The organism is Devosia lacusdianchii (assembly GCF_022429625.1).
GTDB lineage: Bacteria > Pseudomonadota > Alphaproteobacteria > Rhizobiales > Devosiaceae > Devosia > Devosia lacusdianchii.
In genome coordinates, this window is record NZ_CP092483.1 from 4,090,899 (window position 1) to 4,113,960 (window position 23,062).

General features: G+C 63.5%; 30 protein-coding genes. 14 read left to right on the top strand and 16 right to left on the bottom strand.

Features of this window, described 5'->3' with window-relative positions; genetic code table 11:
- Nucleotides 1–47 precede the first annotated feature (47 nt).
- Nucleotides 48–1,373: a hypothetical protein gene (locus tag MF606_RS20140; RefSeq protein WP_240231109.1), complete on the top strand. Its 1,326-nt coding sequence runs from the start codon at nucleotides 48–50 to the stop codon at nucleotides 1,371–1,373.
- 157 nt (nucleotides 1,374–1,530) lie between these two features.
- Nucleotides 1,531–2,190: a dihydrofolate reductase family protein gene (locus MF606_RS20145; protein ID WP_240231110.1), complete on the top strand. Its 660-nt coding sequence runs from the start codon at nucleotides 1,531–1,533 to the stop codon at nucleotides 2,188–2,190.
- A gap of 281 nt (nucleotides 2,191–2,471) precedes the next feature.
- Here the strand turns inward: MF606_RS20145 and MF606_RS20150 are convergent, their stop codons facing one another.
- From MF606_RS20150 to MF606_RS20185, 8 genes are all read right to left on the bottom strand, one after another.
- Nucleotides 2,472–3,257: a succinate dehydrogenase iron-sulfur subunit gene (locus MF606_RS20150; protein WP_240231111.1), complete on the bottom strand. Its 786-nt coding sequence runs from the start codon at nucleotides 3,255–3,257 to the stop codon at nucleotides 2,472–2,474.
- A gap of 183 nt (nucleotides 3,258–3,440) precedes the next feature.
- Nucleotides 3,441–3,728: a hypothetical protein gene (locus tag MF606_RS20155; protein WP_240231112.1), complete on the bottom strand. Its 288-nt coding sequence runs from the start codon at nucleotides 3,726–3,728 to the stop codon at nucleotides 3,441–3,443.
- Entirely contained in the window at nucleotides 3,725–4,156 is a 432-nt protein-coding gene (locus MF606_RS20160; RefSeq protein WP_240231113.1) for a DUF3052 domain-containing protein, read from the bottom strand. The genes MF606_RS20155 and MF606_RS20160 overlap by 4 nt, the downstream gene beginning before the upstream one ends.
- Nucleotides 4,153–4,632: a hypothetical protein gene (locus MF606_RS20165; protein WP_240231114.1), complete on the bottom strand. Its 480-nt coding sequence runs from the start codon at nucleotides 4,630–4,632 to the stop codon at nucleotides 4,153–4,155. The genes MF606_RS20160 and MF606_RS20165 overlap by 4 nt, the downstream gene beginning before the upstream one ends.
- 3 nt (nucleotides 4,633–4,635) lie before the next feature.
- Complete coding sequence (gene sdhA / locus MF606_RS20170) at nucleotides 4,636–6,447, bottom strand: succinate dehydrogenase flavoprotein subunit (RefSeq protein ID WP_240231115.1); 1,812 nt, start codon at nucleotides 6,445–6,447, stop codon at nucleotides 4,636–4,638.
- A gap of 5 nt (nucleotides 6,448–6,452) precedes the next feature.
- Nucleotides 6,453–6,845, bottom strand: coding sequence for a succinate dehydrogenase, hydrophobic membrane anchor protein (gene sdhD, locus MF606_RS20175; RefSeq protein ID WP_240231116.1), 393 nt, complete (start codon nucleotides 6,843–6,845; stop codon nucleotides 6,453–6,455).
- On the bottom strand, nucleotides 6,845–7,231 hold the full coding sequence (gene sdhC, locus MF606_RS20180) for a succinate dehydrogenase, cytochrome b556 subunit (protein ID WP_240231117.1): 387 nt from the start codon (nucleotides 7,229–7,231) through the stop codon (nucleotides 6,845–6,847). Before sdhC ends, sdhD begins: the two co-directional genes overlap by 1 nt.
- A gap of 219 nt (nucleotides 7,232–7,450) precedes the next feature.
- Entirely contained in the window at nucleotides 7,451–8,587 is a 1,137-nt protein-coding gene (locus MF606_RS20185) for a DJ-1/PfpI family protein (protein ID WP_240233899.1), read from the bottom strand.
- Nucleotides 8,588–8,679: 92 nt separating this feature from the next.
- On the opposite strand from MF606_RS20185, the gene MF606_RS20190 reads away from it, so the two are divergent.
- The 3 genes from MF606_RS20190 (at nucleotide 8,680) to MF606_RS20200 (ending at nucleotide 10,749) form a co-directional block, all read left to right on the top strand.
- Entirely contained in the window at nucleotides 8,680–9,651 is a 972-nt protein-coding gene (locus MF606_RS20190; protein WP_240231118.1) for a GlxA family transcriptional regulator, read from the top strand.
- Between the two features lie 127 nt (nucleotides 9,652–9,778).
- Entirely contained in the window at nucleotides 9,779–10,054 is a 276-nt protein-coding gene (locus tag MF606_RS20195; protein ID WP_240231119.1) for a hypothetical protein, read from the top strand.
- A gap of 2 nt (nucleotides 10,055–10,056) precedes the next feature.
- Nucleotides 10,057–10,749, top strand: a complete 693-nt coding sequence (locus tag MF606_RS20200; protein WP_240231120.1) for a DUF899 domain-containing protein — start codon at nucleotides 10,057–10,059, stop codon at nucleotides 10,747–10,749.
- Between the two features lie 8 nt (nucleotides 10,750–10,757).
- Here MF606_RS20200 and MF606_RS20205 read toward each other — a convergent pair whose 3' ends face one another.
- Together MF606_RS20205 and MF606_RS20210 are read right to left on the bottom strand one after the other, a co-directional pair.
- Nucleotides 10,758–11,120 carry a hypothetical protein gene (locus MF606_RS20205; RefSeq protein WP_240231121.1) on the bottom strand — a complete coding sequence of 121 codons (363 nt, stop codon included), beginning with the start codon at nucleotides 11,118–11,120 and terminating at the stop codon, nucleotides 10,758–10,760.
- A gap of 75 nt (nucleotides 11,121–11,195) precedes the next feature.
- Nucleotides 11,196–11,861: an alpha/beta fold hydrolase gene (locus tag MF606_RS20210; protein ID WP_240231122.1), complete on the bottom strand. Its 666-nt coding sequence runs from the start codon at nucleotides 11,859–11,861 to the stop codon at nucleotides 11,196–11,198.
- A gap of 67 nt (nucleotides 11,862–11,928) precedes the next feature.
- On the opposite strand from MF606_RS20210, the gene MF606_RS20215 reads away from it, so the two are divergent.
- Entirely contained in the window at nucleotides 11,929–12,357 is a 429-nt protein-coding gene (locus MF606_RS20215; RefSeq protein WP_240231123.1) for a winged helix-turn-helix transcriptional regulator, read from the top strand.
- A gap of 92 nt (nucleotides 12,358–12,449) precedes the next feature.
- Here MF606_RS20215 and MF606_RS20220 read toward each other — a convergent pair whose 3' ends face one another.
- Nucleotides 12,450–12,920: a hypothetical protein gene (locus MF606_RS20220; protein ID WP_240231124.1), complete on the bottom strand. Its 471-nt coding sequence runs from the start codon at nucleotides 12,918–12,920 to the stop codon at nucleotides 12,450–12,452.
- 170 nt (nucleotides 12,921–13,090) lie between these two features.
- Here MF606_RS20220 and MF606_RS20225 point away from each other — a divergent pair, with 170 nt between their 5' ends.
- The 3 genes from MF606_RS20225 (at nucleotide 13,091) to MF606_RS20235 (ending at nucleotide 14,540) form a co-directional block, all read left to right on the top strand.
- The gene (locus MF606_RS20225; RefSeq protein ID WP_240231125.1) at nucleotides 13,091–13,669 is read left to right on the top strand and encodes an NUDIX domain-containing protein; all 579 of its coding nucleotides are present in this window, start codon (nucleotides 13,091–13,093) and stop codon (nucleotides 13,667–13,669) included.
- A 99-nt stretch (nucleotides 13,670–13,768) separates the two neighbouring features.
- Nucleotides 13,769–14,173, top strand: coding sequence for a MerR family transcriptional regulator (locus MF606_RS20230; protein WP_240233900.1), 405 nt, complete (start codon nucleotides 13,769–13,771; stop codon nucleotides 14,171–14,173).
- Nucleotides 14,133–14,540 carry a carboxymuconolactone decarboxylase family protein gene (locus MF606_RS20235; RefSeq protein WP_240231126.1) on the top strand — a complete coding sequence of 136 codons (408 nt, stop codon included), beginning with the start codon at nucleotides 14,133–14,135 and terminating at the stop codon, nucleotides 14,538–14,540. The genes MF606_RS20230 and MF606_RS20235 overlap by 41 nt, the downstream gene beginning before the upstream one ends.
- Here MF606_RS20235 and MF606_RS20240 read toward each other — a convergent pair.
- Nucleotides 14,537–14,743, bottom strand: a complete 207-nt coding sequence (locus MF606_RS20240; RefSeq protein ID WP_240231127.1) for a DUF1737 domain-containing protein — start codon at nucleotides 14,741–14,743, stop codon at nucleotides 14,537–14,539. The two genes, MF606_RS20235 and MF606_RS20240, sit on opposite strands and share 4 nt — an antisense overlap.
- 72 nt (nucleotides 14,744–14,815) lie before the next feature.
- On the opposite strand from MF606_RS20240, the gene MF606_RS20245 reads away from it, so the two are divergent.
- From MF606_RS20245 to MF606_RS20255, 3 genes are all read left to right on the top strand, one after another.
- Nucleotides 14,816–15,457: a carbonic anhydrase gene (locus MF606_RS20245; protein ID WP_240231128.1), complete on the top strand. Its 642-nt coding sequence runs from the start codon at nucleotides 14,816–14,818 to the stop codon at nucleotides 15,455–15,457.
- A gap of 386 nt (nucleotides 15,458–15,843) precedes the next feature.
- Nucleotides 15,844–16,092 carry an EF-hand domain-containing protein gene (locus MF606_RS20250; protein ID WP_240231129.1) on the top strand — a complete coding sequence of 83 codons (249 nt, stop codon included), beginning with the start codon at nucleotides 15,844–15,846 and terminating at the stop codon, nucleotides 16,090–16,092.
- A gap of 104 nt (nucleotides 16,093–16,196) precedes the next feature.
- Entirely contained in the window at nucleotides 16,197–16,481 is a 285-nt protein-coding gene (locus tag MF606_RS20255) for an EF-hand domain-containing protein (RefSeq protein ID WP_240231130.1), read from the top strand.
- Nucleotides 16,482–16,519: 38 nt separating this feature from the next.
- On the opposite strand, the gene MF606_RS20260 is transcribed toward MF606_RS20255, so the two are convergent.
- From MF606_RS20260 to MF606_RS20270, 3 genes are all read right to left on the bottom strand, one after another.
- Entirely contained in the window at nucleotides 16,520–17,395 is an 876-nt protein-coding gene (locus MF606_RS20260) for an EamA family transporter (protein WP_240231131.1), read from the bottom strand.
- Nucleotides 17,395–18,273 (bottom strand): EamA family transporter, encoded by an 879-nt coding sequence (locus MF606_RS20265; RefSeq protein WP_240233901.1) that lies wholly within the window; start codon nucleotides 18,271–18,273, stop codon nucleotides 17,395–17,397. Before MF606_RS20265 ends, MF606_RS20260 begins: the two co-directional genes overlap by 1 nt.
- 147 nt (nucleotides 18,274–18,420) lie before the next feature.
- Nucleotides 18,421–19,464: an aspartate-semialdehyde dehydrogenase gene (locus tag MF606_RS20270; RefSeq protein ID WP_240231132.1), complete on the bottom strand. Its 1,044-nt coding sequence runs from the start codon at nucleotides 19,462–19,464 to the stop codon at nucleotides 18,421–18,423.
- Between the two features lie 386 nt (nucleotides 19,465–19,850).
- Here MF606_RS20270 and MF606_RS20275 point away from each other — a divergent pair, with 386 nt between their 5' ends.
- Nucleotides 19,851–20,936: an outer membrane protein gene (locus tag MF606_RS20275; protein WP_240231133.1), complete on the top strand. Its 1,086-nt coding sequence runs from the start codon at nucleotides 19,851–19,853 to the stop codon at nucleotides 20,934–20,936.
- 139 nt (nucleotides 20,937–21,075) lie between these two features.
- Nucleotides 21,076–22,266: a BaiN/RdsA family NAD(P)/FAD-dependent oxidoreductase gene (locus MF606_RS20280; protein WP_240231134.1), complete on the top strand. Its 1,191-nt coding sequence runs from the start codon at nucleotides 21,076–21,078 to the stop codon at nucleotides 22,264–22,266.
- A gap of 195 nt (nucleotides 22,267–22,461) precedes the next feature.
- Here the strand turns inward: MF606_RS20280 and MF606_RS20285 are convergent, their stop codons facing one another.
- On the bottom strand, nucleotides 22,462–23,022 hold the full coding sequence (locus MF606_RS20285) for a hypothetical protein (protein WP_240231135.1): 561 nt from the start codon (nucleotides 23,020–23,022) through the stop codon (nucleotides 22,462–22,464).
- Nucleotides 23,023–23,062: the final 40 nt, after the last annotated feature.

Genomic DNA, 23,062 nt, shown 5'->3' on the forward strand with positions numbered 1-23,062 from the left:
TAATGTGCGGCCACGACTTGCGGCACACATACGGGTAGGGACAACCTATGAACGCATTCAACAAAATCCTGGGCGGCGCCACTCTGGGCCTCATTCTCGCGGCCGGTCTGGCAAGCCCGGCCTTCGCCCAGAAACTCGACAGCAAGAACGGACCGGACGCACCCACTGCGGCCGTCACCAGCGCCGCCGACATCGATTTTGGCGATGACAGCAGCGAATGGGCCAATGACGGCGAGTGCGACGATCCGCGCTTCGAGGGCGACGGCTCGGCCGCCGAACTGGTCGATGCCGATACGCTCAAGGATGCCACCGATTGCAAGGCCGCCTATGAGGCCGGCACCGTGACCTTCAAGGACGGCACCTCGCCCACCGAAATCACCATTGCCAGCCCGATCGACGCCATCGACTTCGGCGATGATTCGAGCGAATGGGCCAATGACGGCGAATGCGACGACCCGCGCTTTGCCGGCACGGGTTCGGCCGCCGAGACCCTCGACGCCGATATCCGCAAGGACGCCACCGACTGCAAGGCCGCCTACGAAGCCGGTACCGTGACCCTGACCGATGGCGGCGACACCACCACCGCCGTGGCCAGCACCGAAATCGACTATGGCGACGACAGCAGCGACTGGGCCAATGACGGTGAATGCGATGATCCGCGTTTCGCCGGCACCGGCGTGGCCGATGAACTGCTCGATGCCGACAAGGGCCGCGACGCCACCGACTGCCGCGCCGCCGTCGAAGCCGGTACCGCCACCTTCACCGGCGGCGACGCCACGACGGTCGCCAGCGGCGACATCGACTATGGCAACGACACCAGCGAATGGGCCAATGACGGCGAATGCGACGATCCGCGCTTCTCGGGAACCGGCGTGGCCGGCGAAACGCTCGATGCCGATCGCGGCCATGACGCCACCGATTGCCGCGCTGCCGTCGAAGCCGGCACCGCCACCTTCAATGGCGGCGACGTCGCCGATCCCGCGGACTTCGATTATGGCAGCGACTGGAGCAAATGGGCCAATGACGGCGAATGCGACGACCTGCGCTTCACCGGTGAAGGCGTCGACAAGAAGCTGCTGACCGAAGACATGATGGGCGACGCCACCGACTGCAAGGCGCTGGAGGCCGAAGGCAAGGTGACCATCCGCACCGTCTATACGCCCGAATATGCCGCGGGCGCGCCCTATGACAGCTCGGGCATCGACTTCGGCAATAACAGCTCCGACTATGCCAATGACGACCAGTGCGACGACCCGCGCTTCGAAGGCCCCGGCGCTGCCGCGACCCTGCTCGAAAGCGACCTGCTGCATGACAGCGCCGACTGCAAGGCCGCCTACGAAGCCGGCACCATCGTGCGGCGCGAAGGCGTCTGAGGCCTATCTAGATCGAATTGAAACGGCGGGGCGCGAGCCCCGCCGTTTTGCATTTGGACCACCATCGCGGCGCTCAAAGACGAAATTTCCGGTCGGCGGGTCGGGAACCGGGCTCGCCCAGCGTCTTAAGGTTGTGAAAACAGCAAGGAGATAGGCCGTGAACCTGAAAACCACCACCAACCTCACCCTCGATGGGGTGATGCAGGGACTGGGCGGCGCCGAGGAAGATCGCAGCGGCGGCTTCGAACGCGGCGGCTGGGCCATTCCCCTCGTTGACGCCATTGGCATGCAGCATCTTGATGAGACATACGGCGGCGCGGATGCATTCCTGTTCGGACGGCGGACCTACGATATCTTTGCGCGCTCGTGGGGCGCCTTCGAAGACGCCAGCACGAGCCCCATTGCCGCTGCGTTGAATGATCGACCCAAATATGTCGTATCCAGCACGCTGACCGATCCTCAATGGGCAGGCACCACCGTGCTGTCCGGCGACCTCGTCAAGGCCATCCGTGACCTGAAGAATCGGCATGAAGGCACCTTGCTGGTGCCGGGTAGCGGCAAGCTTGTCCGATGGCTGATGGCGCACGACCTGGTCGATCAGCTCGATGTAGTGATCTATCCGATCGTCATCGGCCAGGGCGCGCGGCTATTTCCCGAAACCGGCCCAGACCGGGCGTTTGAGTTGCTCAGCTCGCGCACCAGCCCGGCGGGCCTCACCATGCAGAGCTACCGGCCCACGGGACGGCCGCAGTATCAGGCAGCCACGCTTGACACTGAGGAAATGTCTGGCGTCGGACGTGCGCCGCAACCCTCGTAAACCCGAAGGGCTTTGCCGCGAAGGCGACCTGTGCATGACAGCGGCGACTGCAAGACGGCCTACGACGCCGGCACCATCGTGCGGCGCGAAGGCGTCTGAGGTTTAGTCCGATCGAACGCAAACGGCGGGCCAAGGCCCGCCGTTTTGTTTGTGATGGGCTGAAACTGGTGTTGCAGTCGACACCCTCCCCCTTGTGGGGAGGGATCAAGGGTGGGGGTACTCCCACGCACCGCATTCGCGGAGAGATACCCCACCCTGCTCGACTGAGAGTACCGTAAGGCCTAGGCCGCCACCTTGCGCTCCACCATCATCTTCTTGATTTCGGCAATCGCCTTGGCCGGGTTCAGGCCCTTGGGGCAGACCTTGGCGCAGTTCATGATGGTGTGGCAGCGATAGAGTTTGAACGGGTCCTCGAGATCGTCGAGCCGTTCTTGGGTGGCCTCATCGCGCGAGTCGATCAGCCAGCGATAGGCTTGCAGCAGGGCGGCGGGCCCCAGATACTTCTCGCCATTCCACCAATAGCTCGGGCACGAGGTCGAGCAGCAGGCGCAGAGGATGCACTCATAGAGCCCGTCAAGCTTGGCGCGCTCCGGTACCGACTGAGTCCACTCCTTCGCCGGCGTCGGCGACGTCGTCTTGAGCCAGGGCTCGATGGCGCGATGCTGCGCGTAGAACATGGTGAGATCGGGCACCAGATCCTTGACCACGGGCATATGCGGCAGTGGGTAGATCTTGATCGGGCCGGTGGAGTCATCCATGCCCTTGGTACAGGCCAGCGTATTGAGCCCGTTGATATTCATCGAGCACGAGCCGCAAATGCCCTCGCGGCAGGAGCGGCGCAGCGTCAGCGTCGCATCGACCTTGTTCTTGATCCAGAGCAGACCGTCCAGGATCATCGGGCCGCAATCATCGAGATCGACGAAATAGGTATCGATGCGCGGATTGGCGTTCTGATCGGGATCATAGCGATAGATATGATACTCGCGCAGCCGCTTGGCATTGGCAGGCTTGGGCCACGTCTTGCCCTTGGTGGGGCGATCGGCCTTGGGGAGCATCAATTCGACCATCGGTCGCTTCCTTCTCAACGCGGGCCAGTCAGGCCCAAAGTATCAACATCCACCGGGTCATTCCGGCGCAGGCCGGAATCCATGTCCGGAAGCAACCCGGCCACAGTGCCTTCGGAAGGCGCAGCGCATGGATCCCGGCCTGCGCCGGGATGACATGGCTGATGTGGCAAGGGCACTGCATCATCAATAGTTCGGCTTGCAGATCTGGTTCGATTTGGCGACGTAGGTATTGTAGGGCACGGCGTCGGACTGCTCAGTGGAACCGCCCTTCATCGCCTTGATCACCACCGCCATGAAGCGCTCGTCGATCAGCGTCATTGCCGCATCGGCCTTGCACGAACACAGCGCCTCATCCTGGGCGATGCCCATGCAGACCGCATAGAACTCAGCCTTCTGCGCCTCGGTCGGCGCGGCGGCAAAAGCCGGCACGCTCATCAGACCCAGCAGTGCCAAACCAGCAAAAACCTTCATCTCAATTCCTTCCGGATCACCAGCTTGAGGCCGGACCAGGTCGCATCGACCGCACAAACCTTCACATCCACCAGCCCGATCGGCAGCACCACGGCGCGGATCACATCCTCGGTGATATCAGTCGCCACCTTCGCCGCCTTCTTGGGCCAGCTCACCCAGATCATCCCATCGCGCGCGATGAGGCTCATCAGCGGCTGCGCGAGAGCTTCGAGCACGGAGCGGGCCGTGGTGAAGAGGTGGACGAAGTCATAACCCGGCGCGGCTTCGTTGAGCTGGTGGACGGTGATGCGGGTGGATTCGACGAACTGCCGTGAGGTGGTCAGATCAACCAGAGACGCCGGCAGGTCGATGAACAGCGCCCGCTGTCCATCTTTAGGCCCCAGCTTTTGCGCGAGCAGGGTGCCGGAATAGCCTGCCGGATCGCTCATGAGTCAGCCCGGCGTTGGAAGGTGAACTGCCCGATGGCCTCATCTGGGCGGGCCGCTCCTGAAGGGTATGGCCCGGAACCAATGCAGTTCTGAAGAAGCAATCTTGCTTCTCCAACCGCAGCATCACAACTCAACTTGGTACGTTCAAACAACCAGCCGTCGCCAGATTCGCTGCCATCTAGCAGCAGCTTTTGCTCAAATAACGAAAATGTCCCAACTGCTTCTGAGGCATGAGCCGACGTCTCGCTCCAACTCCAGGTGTCCATGGACACCTGCCCCTGCGCTTCGAAACAGATGGTGTGGGTATTGTGGTACCCTCGCTTCTCAGAGCGAAGGTCAATTTCGGTGGGGTCTTGCGTCCAGCATCCAACCAACAGACCAGCGACCGCGGCTTCAGAAGCTGCGCGAATCTCGTCACCAGGCGCCAAACCTACGCTGAGAACCGCTGCCAATGTGAACCCGATCGCGACCTTCATTTTCTAGTACACGCGTGCCTTCGGCGCGATCTTCTTGAGGTCAATCCCGCCCTGATCATAAGGCGTCAGCGGATCGACATGCACCGGACGGTAGCCCAGCCGCACCGCGCCGGTGTCGATGTCGATCCAGCTCAGCGTGTGCTTGCGCCAGTTCTCGTCGTCGCGGCTCGGAAAGTCCTCGTGCGCATGGGCGCCGCGGCTTTCGTGGCGGGCTTCGGCCGAAACCACGGTGACCATGGCATTGGCCATCAGGTTTTCCAGTTCCAGCGTTTCCACCAGATCCGAATTCCAGATCAGCGAGCGGTCGGTGACGCGGACATCTTTGAGCTGGCCGTAGATTTCGCTCATCCGCTTGACGCCTGATTGCAGCGACTCCGAGGTGCGGAACACGGCGGCGTCTTCCTGCATCGTATGCTGCATGGCGTCGCGGATTTCGGCCGTCGGCTTGTTGCCCGAGGCGTTGCGCAAGCGGTCGAAGCGGGCGAGGATTTTCGCGTCCTGCGCCGCATTGATGCCGGGGATAGGGGCTGACTTGTCGATGACAGCGCCGGCGCGGATGGCGGCGGCGCGGCCGAACACCACGAGGTCGGTCAGCGAATTCGAGCCGAGGCGATTGGCGCCATGCACCGAGGCGCAGGCGGCTTCGCCGACGGCCATGAGGCCCGGCACGACACGATCGGGATCGTCAGGCGTCGGGTCGAGCACTTCGCCATGATAATTGGCGGGAATGCCGCCCATATTATAGTGCACCGTCGGCAGCACCGGGATCGGCTCGCGCGTCAGATCGACGCCGGCGAAGATCTTGGCACTCTCGGTGATACCCGGCAGGCGCTCATGCAGCACCTTGGGATCGAGATGATCGAGGTGGAGGTAGATGTGGTCCTTCTTGGGGCCCACGCCGCGGCCCTCGCGGATTTCGAGCGTCATACAGCGGCTGACGACGTCGCGGCTGGCCAGGTCCTTGGCATTGGGGGCATAGCGCTCCATGAAGCGCTCGCCTTCCGAATTGGTGAGGTAACCGCCTTCGCCGCGCGCGCCCTCGGTGATCAGCACACCGGCGCCGTAGATGCCGGTGGGGTGGAACTGCACGAATTCCATATCCTGCAGCGGCAGGCCGGCACGGGCCACCATGCCATTGCCGTCGCCGGTGCAGGTATGGGCCGAGGTTGCCGAGAAATAGGAGCGCCCATAGCCGCCGGTGGCCAGCACCACCAGCTTGGCGCGGAAGCGGTGCAGCGTGCCATCGTCGAGCTTCCAGGCGATGACGCCCTGGCATTCGCCATTTTCGCCCATGATCAGGTCGAGCGCGAAGTATTCGATATAGAACTGGGCATTGTTGCGCAGCGACTGCCCGTAAAGCGTGTGCAAAATGGCGTGGCCGGTGCGATCGGCGGCGGCGCAGGTGCGCTGCACCGGCGGGCCTTCGCCGAATTCGGTCATGTGGCCGCCGAACGGGCGCTGGTAAATCTTGCCCTCGGTGGTGCGCGAAAACGGCACGCCATAATGCTCGAGCTCATAGATCGCCGCCGGGGCCTCGCGGGCGAGGTATTCCATGGCGTCGTTATCGCCCAGCCAGTCCGACCCTTTGACGGTGTCGTACATGTGCCACTGCCAGCTATCGGGGCCCATATTCTGCAAGGACGCGGCAATGCCGCCCTGCGCCGCCACGGTATGCGAACGGGTGGGGAAGACCTTGGTGATGCAGGCGGTGTTGAACCCCTGCTCGGCCATGCCCAAAGTGGCGCGCAGGCCCGCGCCACCGGCGCCAACCACCACCACGTCGAATTCGTGGTCGATGAGTTCGTATTGAGCCATGACGACTAACCCCAGAAGACGAGCTTGAGAATGGCGGCGACGCCGGCCACCGCAATGATGATGCAGAACAAGGTGTTGAGCAGCATGGCGAGCCGGTAGACCGAACCGGCGAGGTAGTCTTCGAGCGTATCGCGCATGCCATTGCGCATATGCACGGTGACGATCACCAGCAGTATGGCCAGCGGAATACCGACCGCCCAGTTGCCGATTACGGCGAGCATGTCGGCGCGATCCTGCCCGGCCAGCCGCACCACTATGAACAACAGCAGAGCCACGAAGGCGATGTTGATCGCTCCGGTCAGCCGCTGGGTGATGAAGTGGCGGGTCGACGCCTTCTTGTTGCCATAGGCGGATTTGGGATTGGCGACGACGTCGCGGGTAATGATCTGTTCGCGCATCAGGCGGCCCACACGAAAACGGTCCAGACCAGCAGGGTTAGGATGATGGAAAGGACGAGGTTGCCCCAGGCCAGCATTTCGCGTTGGCCAGGCTCCATGCCGATGATGAAATCCCAGATGAAGTGGCGGATGCCGCCCAGCATGTGGTGGATAAGGCTCCAGGTGTAGCCGAACAGAACCAGCTGGCCGAACCAGCTGCCATAGATGGCATTGACCACATTGAGCGGCTCTTGCCCCCAGGCCGCAGCGCCCAGCCAGATCACCAGCAGCACGGTGCCCACGTAATTGGCGATGCCGGTGGCGCGATGGACGATGGACATCGCCATGGTGATGGTCCAGCGGTAGATTTGCAGATGCGGGGAAGTGGGTCGGGCTCGAACCGTCATAAGGCCTCGCTGGCAGGCGGTTTTGCCGCTTGCAGTTTGGAATGGTTCGAGACTTCTAGCGCCCAAAGATTACAAAATCAAAGCGCACGGCTGAGACTTTTGGCGCATTCCGCACTTTGTTCGTATATCGCACCTGATGTGCGAGAGGCGCAGAGATCGGGTAAGCTGGCACCCAGGGGAGAGTGCCAGCCATAGGCCCGATCTGTTACCGTCCTGCTATCACCGCGGATATTCCAGCTGCATGGCGACCACATTGGTGGTCGGTTCACCATAGCGCGCCGTGATCGCGTTGAGCGCCTGGTCGAGGGCATCGGCAGGCCGCTGTTCGGAGAAGGCCGGGACGTTCCGCTCTTCCGGCCATTGCGCCTCCGCCAGGTCGGGAAGGAGGCGGATGCCATTCCGGCTTTCCACCGCGTCGGTAGAGATCGCATAGCTCATCACGTTGGACCGGTAGGTTCGCGACCACGCATCGGCAACCAGCGCCAGCGACACCTCGTCCATGCCCGGATCGAGGCGGACGCCGAGCTTCTCGCGGTTCCAGAAGGCCAGCGTATTGGCGAGCACGGTCGTCCCGAACGGGCGGGTGACCCTGAAGGCGCTGCTGGCGTGCCGCGCATCCCACTGCGCGACGCCCAGATCATAGGCGACCGCCTCCGCCTTTTCCCGTCCGGCAATCGCCTCGATCAGCGTCAGCATCATCGGCATGGAAGCGCTGATGCCTGTTGTCGTCGCCACGCTGCCATCGGCAACCATGCGCCGGTCCGCGACATAGCGAATGGTCGGGCTGCCCTTCAGCATTTCGGCGAGATAGTACCAGTGCGTTGTCGCCTGCTTTCCGTCCAGCAGTCCGGCCGCCGCGACGACCTTGGCGCCGGCACAGACGCCGATAATGGTCGCCCCCTGCTCGGCCTGGCGGCGCAACCAGGCCATCACGGCCGGATCGTCGTCCCGGCTCATGGCGGGCACGATCACATAATCCGCGCCCTCGGGGTGTGCGGCGTCGAACGCCGCAATCGTCGCGTCCGCTTCCACTGTGAGCGCCGGATAGAGCTGCACCGGCCCCGCTTCGGTCGCCAGCAGCATCACGTCGGCCACGTCGGCGCGGCGCAGGATGCCTGTCGGCATCAGGTAGTCGGTCGTCTCGGTGGCGTCGTTGAGGCCGATCACGGCGACCAGCGGACGCTCGCGCTTGGGCGGCTCCAGCGCGGCAAGCATCGCCTCGGCCTCCTGCTGCGGCACCGGCGGCGCCTCGGCGATCTCAGTCCCTGCCGGCAGGCGGGCAACCCAGATGCCGAACCCCGCCAAAGCAACAATGACGAGGGCGACTGCGCCCCCAATGAACCAGGCTTTCGACATGACGACACCCTTCCAGCGTTTCCATCTACCGGTCGAAAAACTAACAGTGGCGGCATCTGGCAGAAATGACAAAGACATGGTAATTTCTGCCAATGCATCACGTCGCCTTCATCGTCTATCAGGGTTTCGAGCTACTCGACGTCTCGGGACCGGCGTCGGTCTTCAACGGCGCCAATCGCGCCCTGCGTAAACGCGACAGACCGGACTTCTATAAAATCGTGACCGCCTCGGCCCTCGGCGGAGGCATCGAGAGCAGCAGCGGCATCACCATCGAGACGCGGCCGATCGGCGATTTGCGCCCCGCTGAGTCCCAGACCATGCTGGTCGCCGGCGCTGAACGTGAACCTCTGCTGCAGGCGGTGGCCGACACCACCCTCCGGGCGGCGCTACCCGAACTGGCAGCGCAGGCGGAGCGGTTCGGGTCGGTCTGTACGGGCGGCTTCATCCTGGCAGCGCTCGGCTTGCTCGAGGGTCGCCGCGTCGCGACGCATTGGGATTCCTGCCAGCCATTTGCGCAGGCCTTTCCCACGGTCACCGTCGATCCCGACGCCCTCTATGTGGTCGATGATGCGCTCTGGACCTCGGCCGGCGTTACCACCGGCATCGACATGGCGCTAGCCATGGTGACGCATGACCTGGATGCGGCGATAGCCGGGGAAGTCGCCAAGCGGCTGGTGCTCTATGCCCGCCGCCCTGGCTATCAGTCCCAATTCAGCCCCGTGCTCAAGGCGCAGGTGAAGGCCGACAGCCCCTTTGCCGACGTGATCGGCTGGATCCAGTCCAATCTCGACGCAGGGCTGGACGTGCCGGCTTTGGCGGCCCGCGCCGGCCTGACCGAGCGCACCTTCCATCGCCGGTTCGTGGCCGCGACCGGCGAAACACCTGCCCGCTTCGTCGAAACCGCCCGCCTCGATACCGCGCGCCTGCTGCTGTCGCGCGGACTGTCGTTGAAAGCGGTCGCGACGGAGGTGGGCCTGTTCCCACCCACCCGGCTCACCGAGGCCTTCGAGCGCCGCTTTGGCATCGCGCCGCGCCTGTTTCGCGACATGCATGCCGAACTGTAGGCGCTAGGCGCACACCCCAGAAATCCCGCCACAAATGTAACTCTCACCAGGCCGGCTGCCCGGCCTAGGGTCTTGCCATCGCAACCGCCAAGCACTGCGCATACCGATGAGAGGACCGAGCGTGACAATGTCAGCCGCAACCGCAAAGGCCGTTTCATCGCCCGGACGCCCTGCCGATCTGGCCGGACGGCTGGGACTGGTCGCCGCGCCGGTCTTCGGCCTGATGGCCGCCATCTCCGTCCTTTCCCCGCCAGGCATGACCATCTGTTCTGCCGCATCGGCCAGCGGGCCGATCAGCGACATGACCCTGATGTATCTGCTGATGGGCTTTTTTCACCTGCCACCCTGGCTGAGGCTGGTTTCCGCCCGCTGGCGCCGCACCCCACAGACCCAAGGAGAATGACAATGCAACACGCTCTGGTTTCACGCGACGAATGGCTGACCGCCCGCCGGGATTTCCTCAAGGCCGAGAAGGAACTCACCCACCTGCGCGATAAGGTCGCCCAGCAGCGGCGCGCCCTGCCCTGGGTCCGCATGGACAAGGACTATGTCTTCGACACGCTGGACGGCCCGCGCGCGCTGGCCGAGCTCTTCGATGGCCGCTCTCAGCTGCTGCTGCAGCATTTCATGTTTGGGCCCGGCTGGAAGCAGGGCTGCCCGAGCTGCTCGTTCATGGCCGATCACACCGACGGCGCCAACCTGCATCTGAGCCATCACGACGTGACCGTGGTCGCCGTCTCACGCGCCCCGCTTGCCGAGATCGAGCGCTATCGCCAGCGCATGGGCTGGCAATTCCCCTGGGTGTCCTCGCATGGCACCTCGTTCAACTATGATTTCCGCGTCAGCTTCACGCCCGAGGAAATCGCCAGCGGCCATATCGACTACAATTTTGGTGAGTGGGACGAGACCGGCGAGGAATGGCCGGGCGTCAGCACCTTCATCAAGGACGAGGCCGGCGACGTGTTTCACACCTATTCCACCTTCGGTCGCGGCGTGGAGGTGATGATGCACACCTATGCCCTGCTCGACCTCACGCCCAAGGGCCGCAACGAGGTCGAGGGCATGGATTGGCTGCGGCACCACGACCTCTACAAGTAAGGGCCTGCCTAGAGACCCGGCCCGGTCCACCCGCCGGCGCCGGGCTCCGGATGCGGACACGCGAAAGGCAGGAATGTGCTGGCCGCGCCGGCATTGATCAGCGCAATCGAAAGCGCGTTGGCAATATCGAGCTCGACCGGCGATTGCGGGCAGATACTGGCGCGCTCGACGCAGCCGCCGGCAATGAAGTCGTTATTGCCGGCGATAAAGGCCGCGCTGACGGTGTCCGCCCCAGCCCCTGCCAGCGCCCGGCTCCATGCCGCTTGATACATGGCGCATTTTCGCGCCACCCAGTCATCCGCTGCTGGCTGGGCTACGGCCGGGCTGACCAGTGCCAGGCCCGCACAGAAATAGACGAGACCGCTACGCATGACGCCTCCGGGTAACCGGAGCTTCTGGCCACGGCACGATGTCAAATCGGAGGCGAGGCGCGGGATACTTGAGGCTCACGCCTTTTCCAGCAGTGCGGTGAGTTCGTCCGGCAGCAGCAGCGGCACGTCGTGGCCGCAGGGCATCTCGTGCACCGTCCAGGCCGGATCGTTGCGCAGCGGCGCGGCGACCGGCGCGAAGTGGTTGAAGCCGGTGGCCACGATATAGGTTTTGCGGGCGATCTTGAGATAGGCGCCGGTCACCTTGAGGCCCTCGGTGAAAGTGCCTGACGGCTGTGGCGTCGCCAGCGCGGCGACGCGCATGCGCTCTTGCTCGGTCGGATATTCATTATTGCCGATCTCGGGAGCGGGAACGACCGGGCCATCCGGCGTCTCGCCCATAATGTCGGCGAAGGACTGGCCATCCTCCGGAATGAAGGCGTCGAGATAGACGATGGACGCAATGCGCTCGGCAGCACGCTCGGCCACACCCGTGCCGACAAAGCCGCCATAGGAATGGGCCACCAGAACCACATCGGTCAGGTCGTGCCAGACCATTTCATTGACGATGTCGTCGATATGGGTGGTCAGCGTGATCGGCAGATTGGCGAGGTGGGACCGTTCGCCCAGGCCGCTCAACGTCGGCGCATGCACGCGATGCCCCTTGGTCCGCAGGCGCTCGGCCACCTTATCCCACCCCCAGGCGCCGGCCCAAGCTCCATGTATCAGCACGTATGTCGTCATCGCGTCCTCCTATGATTGCAAAATGCAAGTGATTGCTTTTTACAACCATATGCACTAGAGTCAAGCCATGACATCGAACACCTTCCGCTCCGGCTGCCCCATCAATCTCGGCCTCGAGGTCTTTGGCGACAAATGGACCCTGCTGATCATCCGCGACATGATGTTTGCCGGTAAGCGCCATTTTCGCGAATTCCTGGCCTCGGCCGAAGGCATATCCAGCAATATCCTGTCCGATCGGCTCGCCATGTTGGTCGAAAACGGCATCCTCACCCGCGCCGAAGACCCCGGCCACAAGCTCAAGGCGATCTATTCGCTGACCGAAAAGGGCATCGACCTGCTGCCCATCATCGCCCAGATCAGCCGCTGGAGCCGCAGCTACATGCCGGTCGACCCGGCGCTGGCCGCGACCGGCGAGGCGCGCGACAAGGCCGGACCGGGCGCTGCGGAGGCGCAAATGGCGGCGTTGCGGGCTATCCATCTGCCCACCAAGCAGTGAGCACGGGGCGCATGAAAAATACCCTGCCCCTCCGCGCGGGAGGAACAGGGCTGGCATCTTCACCAATCAGACGCTTTAGCGAAATCGGCGATCTAGTTGCTGATCGGCAGGTCGGGGAGGTCGATCCCGCCGCCACCGCCACCATTGTCGATCGGCAGGTCGGGCAGGTCGATGCCGCCACCCCCGCCGCCATTGTCGAGCGGCAGGTCGTTCTTGAACCCACCACCGCCGCCACCGAGTGCAGCGCCCGCGCCGCCACCGGAGCTGAGGCTATAGCTGGAAGGCAGGCCGATAATGCGGTTGACCGCGATCTGGTTGTCGATCCCCGGCCATTCGCAATGGGCCAGGTTGATGCGGACGAAGCTGCACACCACTTCGACGACCGGGGTCTGGCAGGCGAAGGTGGGGCTGGCATCGGCGATGACCCCGCCCTGCGCCGCACAGCGGTTGGCAAAGCTGGTGGGGCCGAAATCGACGGCGCGGGTGGCCGCCTGGGTCGGAACGCTGGCGGCGAGGCCGGCAAGGGTGGCGATAGCGAAGGCGAAAGCAAAAGTCTTAGACATGGGGTACTCCCTCAATTGGGGCGGCGCCGTTATGGCTTGACCGCGAGTGGCGGCCTTCTAGCCAAGCCGACTTCACCCTGCCGTGAACTGCTCGTTTAGCTGGCATTCAGGATCGGCACTGGTTCGCACGGCCGGTTTGGGCCATAGCTCGGGCAGCGCAGGGAGCCCCGATGACCGACGACATCCGCATAGAAAGCGTCACCAAGCTGGCCCATAACTGGGGGCGGTTCGACGACTATCAGGTGAACCATGTCAGGCGCGACGGCACCCGCCAGACGGTGCGCCGCGAGGTCTATGACCATGGTAGTGCCGCCGCCGTGCTGCTCTATGCGCCCGGCCCGGGCACGGTGATCCTGACGCGCCAGTTCCGCCTGCCGCCCCATCTCAACGGCGACCCGGCCTGGCTGATCGAAGCCCCAGCCGGCCTGCTCGATGGCGAACCGCCCGCTGTCGCCGCCCGCCGCGAGGCCATCGAGGAAACCGGCTACGAGCCGCGCCATCTGCTGTTTCTGTTCGACGCCTATATGAGCCCCGGCGCCGTCACCGAGAAATGCGCCTGCTACCTGGCCGAGTACACGCCGGGCGAAACGGTCGGCCAAGGCGGCGGCCTCGCCAGCGAAGGCGAGGATATCGAAGTGTTCGAACTGCAATTCGAGGCGGCGCTCGGGATGATCGGCAGCGGCGAGATCACCGATGCCAAGACCATTCTAATGCTGCAGGCCCTGGCCCTGCGGCTGGCGCAGGTCTAGCCCGCCACGGCTCACCGCCCCGCCTCGGCGATGTGGGCTTGACTTAGAGTGCGCTCGAAGCCGTAGCCTCAACTGTGTCGTGGCGAAAGAACGGTGCAGATGAAGATCGGGGAATTGGCAAAGCGGTGCGGACTGTCGGCTCACACCATCCGCTATTACGAGCGGATCGGGCTGCTTCCCTATGCCGACCGCGACCGATCGCGCCAGCGTGACTACGACGCATCAATCCTGACCTGGATCGAATTCCTCGGCCGCCTGAAAACGACCGGCATGCCGATCCGGGACATGCTGCGCTATGCGGCCTTGCGGGAGCGCGGCGTCGGCACGGAGGCGGAGCGTCGTCAACTGCTGGAACGGCATCGCGCGCAACTGCGCGTCCATGTTGCCGAACTCCAGGCCAACCTTCTCGTCCTCGACAGCAAGATTGCCGGCTATGCCGGCGCCGAACCGAGGATCAATACCAATGACGCTTCACCACCCCGACGCCAACGAAAGTCGCCTTGAGCGCGGCCGGCGAGCCCTCGCCGCAATAGACGGCCATGCCGGCGAGCAGGTTATCGCTGCGCTTGCCGATATCGCGCCTGACTTCGCGACCTATGTGTTGGAGTTCCCATTTGGCGATATCTATAACCGCCCTGGCCTGGACCTGCGGGCCCGGGAGATCGCAACCATCGCCGCGCTGACGGCGATGGGCAATGCGGCTCCACAGTTGAAGGTCCACATCGAGGCTGGCCTCAATGTCGGCCTCACCCGTGACGAGATCATCGAAATCATCATGCAGATGGCCGTCTATGCCGGCTTTCCGGCGGCGCTCAATGGCCTGTTCGCCGCCAGGGAGGTCTTTGCCAAGCGCGCTGAAAGCGCCCTCTAAAAGTCCACCAGCTTCTTGTCCGGGTCATAGGGCTGGTCCTTGGCGACCCGCGTCACGGCCTGCCCAGCCTTCATTTTCTTGTTGTGCCCATCATAGGCATAAGTCGGCGGACCATAGAGTTCCCAGCCCTCGCTGAGCGCCTTGGTGACGCGGTGGCAGAAGGCGGCATCGTCTTCGCCAGTAAGGAAGCGGTAGATAAGCATGCATAGCCCCAATGCACGGGCGCATCGCGCCCTCAGTTGATCTTCTCGCGTCTTACCGCTAATCGAGACATCATGCATCGGTTTCCTGATCATTTGCTGAAGGGCCACGCCAATTTCATGGCCGGCCGCTACGCACGCGAAAAAGACCGGATTCGGGATCTGGCGGCCGAAGGCCAGACCCCGACCACCATGATCATCGCCTGCTGCGACAGCCGCGCCGCGCCCGAAATGATCTTCGATTCCGGCCCGGGCGAACTGTTCGTCCTGCGCAACGTCGCCAATCTGGTGCCGACCTACCAGCCCGATGGCGGCCAGCACGGCACCTCGGCGGCCATCGAATTCGCCGTCAAGGCGCTGGCCATCGCCAATATCGTCATCATGGGCCATGGCCGCTGTGGTGGCATCAAGGCTGCGCTGAGCCCCGAAGCGAGCCCGCTCGACAAGGGCGACTTCATCGGCAAGTGGATGAGCATGCTGGGCGAATTGCCCGACCAGATCGTCCAGAACGACCTGATGACACCGGGCGAGCGTCAGACCGCACTCGAACGCATCTCCATCCGCAATTCCATCCGCAATCTGCGCACCTTCCCCTACGTGGCCGACCTCGAGGCCCAGGGCAAGCTGGCCGTGCATGGCGCCTGGTTCGACATTTCGACCGGCGAGCTCTGGGTGATGGATAGCGAGAGCGGCGATTTCGTCCGTCCCGAAATCTGATCTCATCGGCCGTTAGACTTGCCGTTAACCACGATGCAAGTGTCGTATCGGGCTGTTCACGTCCGCGTGAAGAAAGTCCCGCGCGGACAAACTTGGCAAATTCGGCGCAGCGGCGAAAATGCAACAGAATTGGTAAGCCAAACCTGCAGTTATACTTCAGTCTAGAAACGCCAAAGAAATACGTGTTTGCAAATAACACTCTATCTTTCGTCAAAAAATACTGCCCGCTTTTTGCCCAATAATTTCCCGATGCGTGCCGATTTTCGAACCATCACGGGACACATTGCCAATCCATTGTCCTTCTCATGGGTTGCAGGAGAGCAGCCCGTCGGTGACCGGCTAACCGGCTGCCGCTTTCATCTCCCCAACATTGGAGCCCACCTCCCATGAAGAAGATCATCCTTTCGTCGCTCGTCGTGCTCGGCCTTTCGACCGCTGCATTCGCCCAGGCCGCTACCGACTTCGCTACGGTCGATGCCGATGCCAGCGGCGGCGTGTCGCTGGCCGAAGCCCAGGTTGCCTGGCCAGATCTGACCGAAGAGGCCTTCACGGCAGCTGACGTTGATGCCAATGGCGAGCTCTCGACCGACGAATATACCGCGCTGACCGCAGCCGCGGCTGCCCCGGCCAGCTAAGCCTTCGACGCGCCCGACATATCCGGGCGTCCCGGAAGCCACCCCATGCCTCCTGGGGTGGCTTTTTATACGGCCGATCAGGCCACATTCCATTGGAGCCATTGATGCAAAAGATTGCCTTGAGCCTTGCCGTCCTCGGCCTTTCCGCCACCGCCGCCTTCGCCCAGACACCCACCAGCTTTGCCGATGTCGATACCGACGCCAATGGCGAGCTGAGCTTTGTCGAGCTGCAGGTGGCCTGGCCCGACCTGACCCAGGCCGAATTCGACACTGCCGATATCGACAAGAGCGGCGGTCTCAGCACCGACGAACTCAACAGCCTCCAGCCGTCGGCCCTGCCGGCGACCCCGGATGCACCTGCCGAAGAAGCCAGCCCCAGCGGCGGCTGACAGCATTCTGGGCCGTCCCATTGGGGCGGCCTTTTCGTCTAGAGAGCTCCGCTAGCCACCGGCCTACCGCGCAGCAGCGTCACCACCAGCCCGGCTATGACCAATAGACCCCCGGCGATTTCCACCGGCGTGATGGTCTCCCCCAGCACCAGATGCCCCGATAGCAGCCCGGTGATCGGCACCAGCAGCGTGAACGGCGCCACAACCGAGGCCGGATGCCGGCCAAGCAGCCAACTCCATATCGCCATGCCCAGCAGCGTTGCCGGATAGGCGAGGAAGGCGATGAGCCCGGCATCGCGCCAGTCGAACCCGGCCAAAGCCGCGCCGATGGCCTGCGGCCCCTCGAAAATCAGCGACAAGGCCAGCATGGGCACCGGCACCACCAGCGCGCCCCAGACGGTCAGCGATACCGGATCGACCTTGCCCGCCTTCTTGGTCAGCACATTGGCCATGCCCCAGCTCAGCGCCGCCAGCAGCGTCAGCACCAGCGGCAGCCACGCCGCCCCACCCAGCCGCTCCGAACCGATGACGGCAATGCCGGCAAAGGCAATGGCCGCCCCGATGACCTGGAAGCGGCTGGGCCGCTCACCCAGCAGCGCGAAGGCCAGCGCCATGGTGAAAAACGCCTGCACCTGCAGCACCAGCGAACTCAAGCCGGCCGGCATGCCCCAGGCCAGCGCCAGGTTGAGAAAGGCATAGAGTCCGACGCCAAAGGCGAAGCCATAGGCGATGACCAGCTGCCAGGCGATCTTCGGCGGCTTGACGAAGAACACCAGTGGCACTGCGGCGCACAAAAACCGCAAGGCGGCCGCCAGCAAGGGCGGCAGCGCATCGACGCTGAGCTTGATGACGACGAAGTTGAAGCCCCAGATGGCGACGACCAGCAGCGCCAGCAGCACATGGCGGAGCGGCATCAGGCCACTCGTCGGGTCAATAGGCGCGGCCCGAACACGTTGAGCATCAACCCGGCAAACACCAGCACGCTGCCGATCACCTCCACCGCAGTGATGACTTCGCCGAGCAGCACGTAGGTCGAGGCAATGCCGGCTACCGGCACCAGCAGCGAAAATGGCGCGATCAGGCTGGCCGGGTAGCGCTTGAGCAGATAGCTCCACAACCCGAAGCCAAGCAGCGTCGCCATATAGGCGTTGAAGAACACGACGCTGATGGTGCGTGGGCTGATGGCGCCGAGCGCCGCGCCGATGGCGGCGGGCCCCTCGACCACCAGCGACAGGGCGAACAGTGGCACGATCGGCACGAGGCTGCTCCAGACAACGAAGCTCAGCATGTCGATCTGCCCGGCCCGCTTGGAGGCGATGTTGGCCACGCCCCAGAAGAATGCCGCCAGGATCACCATCAGCAGCGGCACCAGCGCGGTGATTTCAAAGCGCTCGGTGGCGATGACGCTGATCCCGGCAATGGCGATGAGCGCGCCCAGCGCCTGGAAGCGGTTGAGCTTCTCCCCGAGAAACACCATGGCCAGGGCAATGGTGAAAAACGCCTGCACCTGCATGAGCAGCGAGGCCAGCCCCGCCGGCATGCCCAGCTTGATGGCCGAAAACAGCAGGCCGAACTGGGCAAAGCCGATGGCGAGCCCATAGACCACCAGAACCCCGATCCTGACCTGCGGCCGCCTGATGAAGAACACCGCCGGCAGCGCCGCGCAAAGATAGCGCAGCCCGGTCAGCAGCAACGGCGGCACCTCTTCGACGCCCCATTTGATGAAGACGAAATTCACCCCCCAGACGAGGACCACGAGCAGCGCCAGGAAAAGGTCGCGGAGGGAAAGCATGGGATTACCAGTCAGCAGCGATGCGGCCAAAACGCGCTCTCATTCCGGCGCAGGCCGGAAGCCATCCTGAGATCGTGCCACTTTCGATGATCTCAGGATGGACCCCGGCCTGCGCCGGGGTGACACCGTGAATGCGGAGAGGGCGAGCTAGGCCGCCTTGCGTGCCGTCAGCCCGCGGGCGATCAGTTCTTCGGCGATCTGGATCGTATTCAGCGCCGCGCCCTTGCGCAGATTGTCCGACACGACCCAGATATTGAGGCCGTTCTCGATCGTATTGTCTTCGCGGATGCGGCTGACGAAGGTGTCATATTCGCCCACGCTCTCGACTGGCGTCGCGTAGCCACCGGGCTCGCGCTTGTCGATCACCGAAATGCCCGGCGCCTCGCGCAGGATGTCGCGCGCCTCGTCGGCCGTAATCGGGTTCTCGAACTCGATATTGACCGCTTCGGAATGGCCGACAAAGACCGGCACGCGCACGGCGGTGCAGGTCACCTTGATCTTGGGATCGAGAATCTTCTTGGTCTCGGCCATCACCTTCCACTCTTCCTTGGTCGAGCCGTCTTCCATGAAGACGTCGATATGCGGAATGACGTTGAAGGCGATCTGCTTGGGGAACTTGTTGCCCTGGCCCGGGCTGTCATTGACGAAAATGCCCTTGGTCTGGTTCCACAGCTCGTCAATGCCTTCCTTGCCCGCGCCGGAGACCGACTGGTAGGTGGCGACGACGACGCGCTTGATCTTGGCGAAGTCATGCAGGGGCTTCAGCGCCACCACGAGCTGCGCCGTCGAGCAGTTGGGATTGGCAATGATATTGGTGCGCTTGGGATTGGCCAGCCAGCCATCGAGCACATGCCCGTTCACCTCAGGCACGATCAGCGGCACATTCGAATCGTAGCGCCAGAAGCTCGAATTATCGATGACGATGCAGCCGGAGGCGCCAATGCGGGGCGCGAGATCGCGCGACACCGACGAACCGGCCGACATGATGGCAAAATCGACGCCCTTGAAATCGAAATCGTCGAGATTCTTGCACTTCAGAATCTTGTCGCCATACGAAATTTCGCGACCGGTCGACTTGGACGAGGCCAGTGCGATGACTTCATCGGCAGGGAACTTGCGTTCGGCCAGAATGTTGAGAACTTCCCGGCCCACATTGCCCGTGGCACCGACGACAGCGACGCGATAACCCATTTTGGAACTCCAGTCCCTTACCATTTCCGCCCCCGCGCGATGATCCATCGCGGCCATCCGGTTTGAAGCCTCTCCCCGTCGGGGAGTTGACCCGGGGAAAAGCGTCAGGCGGTTTTGGTGGTTTTGGTCATGAGCATAGCGACGCCACCGGCCATCAGCCGGGTGGTTGCGAGAGCCGCAATGTCGAAAACGCTGCGCATCGATGACTGCTTTGGTTGAAAAGCAGGCGAAGTCATACGCCCAAATAGGAAAGAGTCAATGAATTTGGACCGCAAGCGTGATGCGCCTTTGCAACAAGGCTTGTGCTAAGAGACTATTAACGGACAAAATTGTTGCGGTATTAGGGCTTCCGCGCCGGAATGGCTGCGTGCCCGGGGGAATTGGCGATGCGTGTTTCAAAATCCTTGCTTGTATTTGGAATGGCGGCTGCCCTTACCGGCGGCGCCATGGCCCAGGATAGTGCACTCTATTTCAGCCCCCAGCTGACCAGTGAACTCACCGCGCCCAGCGCTTTCGAGGGGCTTTATGCCGGCGTGCTGCTCGGCGCCATCTCCTCCCGCAAGAACAATTTCAATGTCGGCGGCGAGGATATCCGCCCCGAATTCGGCGGCGTCATCGGCTGGAATCAGCCGGTCATATCAGGCGTCGTCGCCGGCGGCGAAGTGCAGGCGCTGCTGGCCACCGACTTTTCCGGCTCAGCCTATGTGCGCGTCATGGCCCTGGCGCGGCTCGGCTTTGCGGCTGGCGACAATACCCTGATCTATGCCCTGGGCGGCATCGGCTATCTCGGCAATTCAACTGCCTTCGAGGCCGGCATCGGCGCCGAAGTCATGGTCACCGACAATATGGCCCTGCGCCTCGAAGCGGCCGGCATCGGCCAGATCGGCCCGGTCCCTAACGGCAACAACATTCCGGCCATTTCGGCCATGCGCATCACTTCGGGCGCCATCTGGCAGCTCGATGGCCCGCCGGCCAGCACCAGTTTCAATACCGGTCCGGTCACCAATTTCTCCGGCCTCTATGCCGGTATCAATATCGGCGGGCTGACCGACCCCAACTTCAACGTCTTCGACGATTACGGCTGGGGCTGGCATCTGAGCCGGTTCGAGATGGGCGGCTTTGCCGGCTACAATTTCGCCCCCACCGACTTTATCCGCGCCGGTATCGAGGCCCAGGTCGGCGTCAACTATGACACGTCGGGCGATGCGGGCATGGACCTCTTGGCGCTCGGCCGGATCGGCATCGTGCCGATGCAGGGGCTCATGGCCTATGCCGCGGGCGGTATCGGCCTGGCCGAGGGCGACGGCACCTATGCCTTTGGCGGCGGCGTCGAATATGCGCTCTGGGGTCAGGCGAGCCTGCGCGGCGAAGCGCTGCTGCTCGGCCGTCTCGACGGTCAGCCGGGCCTGACCGGCGTTGCAGGGCCAAGCAGCTCGAAAGTCACCATTGGCACGGTCTGGCACTTCGACTAAGAGCCGTGAACGTCCAGTAGACCTCATGGTGAGCTTGTCGAACCACGAGGTCGTGCCGCATGGTGCAACGACCTCGCCCTTCGACAAGCCCAGAGTGAGGTCTGCTCAGAGATCGGCCGCCGCTCATTTAGGAACCACCATGCCCCATTATGACGTCGTCGTTCTCGGCGCTGGCGCCGCCGGCATGATGGCTGCCATCGAGGCCGGCAAGCGTGGCCGTTCGGTGCTGGTTGTCGACCACGCCAAATATGCCGGCGAGAAGATCCGCATCTCCGGCGGCGGGCGCTGCAACTTCACCAATATCAATGCCACTGTTGATAAGGGCCGCGACCGCTTTCTCAGCGCCAACCCGCGCTACGCGCTCTCGGCCCTGAGCCGCTACACGCCCGAAATGTTCATCGCGCTGGTACAGCGCCACGGCATCACCTTCCACGAAAAGACTCTGGGCCAACTGTTCTGCGATGGCCCCGCCACCCAGATCAACACCATGCTCCTGGGCGAAATGCGCCAGGCCGGGGTGACGCTGGTGCTCGAAACGGCCGTCGAGAGCGTCGCCCGCGAGGAGAGCGGCTTTGCCATCCAGCTCTCGACCAGCTCGATCACCTCAGAGAGCCTGATCGTCGCGACCGGCGGCAAGTCGATCCCCAAAATGGGCGCCACCGGGCTCGGCTATCAGCTCGCCACCCAATTCGGCCTGCGCCTGACCGAAACGCGCCCGGCCCTCGTGCCGCTGACCTTCGAGACCGGGGCACTGGAAAAGCTCAAGCTCCTCTCTGGCATCGCCGCCGACGCCGTCGTTCGCCACGGCAAGACGGCCTTCGAGGAGGCGCTGCTCTTCACCCATCGCGGATTGTCCGGCCCGGCCATTCTGCAGATCTCGTCCTATTGGCGCGAGGGCGACGCCATCAGCATCGACCTGCTGCCCAATCAGGATGCCGGCACCCTGCTGCGCGAGGCTCGCCGGACCACGCCCAAGCTGCAGGTCCAGACGGTGATCGGCAACATGCTGCCCAAGAAACTGGCACAGCTTTTGGGCGACGAACTCGATATGCCCGGCATGATCGGCGACTTTTCCGACAAGAAACTGGCCACGGTTGAGGCCATGCTCAAGAACTGGACGCTGAAACCGGTGGGCTCGGAGGGATACCGCACCGCCGAAGTGACACTGGGCGGCGTCGACACCCGCGACCTCGACGCCAAGACTATGGCGGCGCGGGAGGTACCCGGGCTCTATTTCATCGGCGAAGTCGTCGACGTCACCGGCTGGCTCGGCGGCTACAATTTCCAATGGGCCTGGGCCTCGGGCTGGGCGGCCGGACAGGCGGCCTGATCTTCACCTCTCCCTTTGGGGGAGAGGTCGACTTGCGCAGCAAGGCGGGTGAGGGGGCCTCACGGTACCTATCTGCCCACACCACAATCGCGTCCCCCGGACTTGATCCGGGGGTCTCTCAGGATGCATGCCGCGCTGATAGTGACCCGCGGATCAAGTCCGCGGGAAGCGATTGTGGTTGCCAAGGCGAAGTGGCTAAAACCGCAGCCCCAGCCTGACCCCGACATTGGTATTGGCCCGCGCCACCCCGCACGCCCCAAAATCGGGCATATGCTCGACCGTGGCGATCAGCGACGCCCCGGCCGGCAGGTTCAATCCCACGCTGCCCGCCGCGCGCACGCCGATGGCGCAGCCGAAATTGCGCGACGGATCGTTCTGCGGCGCGGAGATCAATGCGCTGCGCGCCACGCCACCAAGGCTGGCCTCGACAAACACAGGCAGCACCGGCGCCTGTACGGTCCAGCTCAGCCCGGCATAGGCATAGCTGTCCTGCCCCCGGAAACTCACCGTGGCGCCCAGATGCGGGCGTAGCTCGCCGATGACAGTCCAGGCATTGAGGTCGGGCGCGGTGAACAGCAATTCCACATTGGCATCCCCGATCCGCCCCGGATCGAGCAGGTTGCCGCCGCCATCCACGCCGCGGGCCGAAATGCCAGCCCGGATCTCGGGCAGGAAATTCATCTGTGCCTGAACTGCGCTCGCGTGGGCAAGAAGCAGCATGATGCCAATGCAAAGGCGGGCGATGATTCTGGGCATGGCTGTTTCTCCGGACCGTCAATCTTCGATTGAGGGGCGT

What these genes read in the sequence shown, in the direction of transcription:
- MF606_RS20140 (WP_240231109.1), top strand. Translation starts at nt 48, where the DNA reads ATGAACGCATTCAACAAAATCCTGGGCGGCGCCACTCTGGGCCTCATT.
- MF606_RS20150 (WP_240231111.1), bottom strand. Translation starts at nt 3,257, where the DNA reads ATGGTCGAATTGATGCTCCCCAAGGCCGATCGCCCCACCAAGGGCAAG.
- MF606_RS20155 (WP_240231112.1), bottom strand. Translation starts at nt 3,728, where the DNA reads ATGAAGGTTTTTGCTGGTTTGGCACTGCTGGGTCTGATGAGCGTGCCG.
- MF606_RS20160 (WP_240231113.1), bottom strand. Translation starts at nt 4,156, where the DNA reads ATGAGCGATCCGGCAGGCTATTCCGGCACCCTGCTCGCGCAAAAGCTG.
- MF606_RS20165 (WP_240231114.1), bottom strand. Translation starts at nt 4,632, where the DNA reads ATGAAGGTCGCGATCGGGTTCACATTGGCAGCGGTTCTCAGCGTAGGT.
- sdhA (WP_240231115.1), bottom strand. Translation starts at nt 6,447, where the DNA reads ATGGCTCAATACGAACTCATCGACCACGAATTCGACGTGGTGGTGGTT.
- sdhD (WP_240231116.1), bottom strand. Translation starts at nt 6,845, where the DNA reads ATGCGCGAACAGATCATTACCCGCGACGTCGTCGCCAATCCCAAATCC.
- sdhC (WP_240231117.1), bottom strand. Translation starts at nt 7,231, where the DNA reads ATGACGGTTCGAGCCCGACCCACTTCCCCGCATCTGCAAATCTACCGC.
- MF606_RS20185 (WP_240233899.1), bottom strand. Translation starts at nt 8,587, where the DNA reads ATGTCGAAAGCCTGGTTCATTGGGGGCGCAGTCGCCCTCGTCATTGTT.
- MF606_RS20190 (WP_240231118.1), top strand. Translation starts at nt 8,680, where the DNA reads ATGCATCACGTCGCCTTCATCGTCTATCAGGGTTTCGAGCTACTCGAC.
- MF606_RS20195 (WP_240231119.1), top strand. Translation starts at nt 9,779, where the DNA reads ATGTCAGCCGCAACCGCAAAGGCCGTTTCATCGCCCGGACGCCCTGCC.
- MF606_RS20200 (WP_240231120.1), top strand. Translation starts at nt 10,057, where the DNA reads ATGCAACACGCTCTGGTTTCACGCGACGAATGGCTGACCGCCCGCCGG.
- MF606_RS20205 (WP_240231121.1), bottom strand. Translation starts at nt 11,120, where the DNA reads ATGCGTAGCGGTCTCGTCTATTTCTGTGCGGGCCTGGCACTGGTCAGC.
- MF606_RS20210 (WP_240231122.1), bottom strand. Translation starts at nt 11,861, where the DNA reads ATGACGACATACGTGCTGATACATGGAGCTTGGGCCGGCGCCTGGGGG.
- MF606_RS20215 (WP_240231123.1), top strand. Translation starts at nt 11,929, where the DNA reads ATGACATCGAACACCTTCCGCTCCGGCTGCCCCATCAATCTCGGCCTC.
- MF606_RS20220 (WP_240231124.1), bottom strand. Translation starts at nt 12,920, where the DNA reads ATGTCTAAGACTTTTGCTTTCGCCTTCGCTATCGCCACCCTTGCCGGC.
- MF606_RS20225 (WP_240231125.1), top strand. Translation starts at nt 13,091, where the DNA reads ATGACCGACGACATCCGCATAGAAAGCGTCACCAAGCTGGCCCATAAC.
- MF606_RS20230 (WP_240233900.1), top strand. Translation starts at nt 13,769, where the DNA reads ATGAAGATCGGGGAATTGGCAAAGCGGTGCGGACTGTCGGCTCACACC.
- MF606_RS20235 (WP_240231126.1), top strand. Translation starts at nt 14,133, where the DNA reads ATGACGCTTCACCACCCCGACGCCAACGAAAGTCGCCTTGAGCGCGGC.
- MF606_RS20240 (WP_240231127.1), bottom strand. Translation starts at nt 14,743, where the DNA reads ATGCTTATCTACCGCTTCCTTACTGGCGAAGACGATGCCGCCTTCTGC.
- MF606_RS20245 (WP_240231128.1), top strand. Translation starts at nt 14,816, where the DNA reads ATGCATCGGTTTCCTGATCATTTGCTGAAGGGCCACGCCAATTTCATG.
- MF606_RS20250 (WP_240231129.1), top strand. Translation starts at nt 15,844, where the DNA reads ATGAAGAAGATCATCCTTTCGTCGCTCGTCGTGCTCGGCCTTTCGACC.
- MF606_RS20255 (WP_240231130.1), top strand. Translation starts at nt 16,197, where the DNA reads ATGCAAAAGATTGCCTTGAGCCTTGCCGTCCTCGGCCTTTCCGCCACC.
- MF606_RS20260 (WP_240231131.1), bottom strand. Translation starts at nt 17,395, where the DNA reads ATGCCGCTCCGCCATGTGCTGCTGGCGCTGCTGGTCGTCGCCATCTGG.
- MF606_RS20265 (WP_240233901.1), bottom strand. Translation starts at nt 18,273, where the DNA reads ATGCTTTCCCTCCGCGACCTTTTCCTGGCGCTGCTCGTGGTCCTCGTC.
- MF606_RS20270 (WP_240231132.1), bottom strand. Translation starts at nt 19,464, where the DNA reads ATGGGTTATCGCGTCGCTGTCGTCGGTGCCACGGGCAATGTGGGCCGG.
- MF606_RS20275 (WP_240231133.1), top strand. Translation starts at nt 19,851, where the DNA reads ATGCGTGTTTCAAAATCCTTGCTTGTATTTGGAATGGCGGCTGCCCTT.
- MF606_RS20280 (WP_240231134.1), top strand. Translation starts at nt 21,076, where the DNA reads ATGCCCCATTATGACGTCGTCGTTCTCGGCGCTGGCGCCGCCGGCATG.
- MF606_RS20285 (WP_240231135.1), bottom strand. Translation starts at nt 23,022, where the DNA reads ATGCCCAGAATCATCGCCCGCCTTTGCATTGGCATCATGCTGCTTCTT.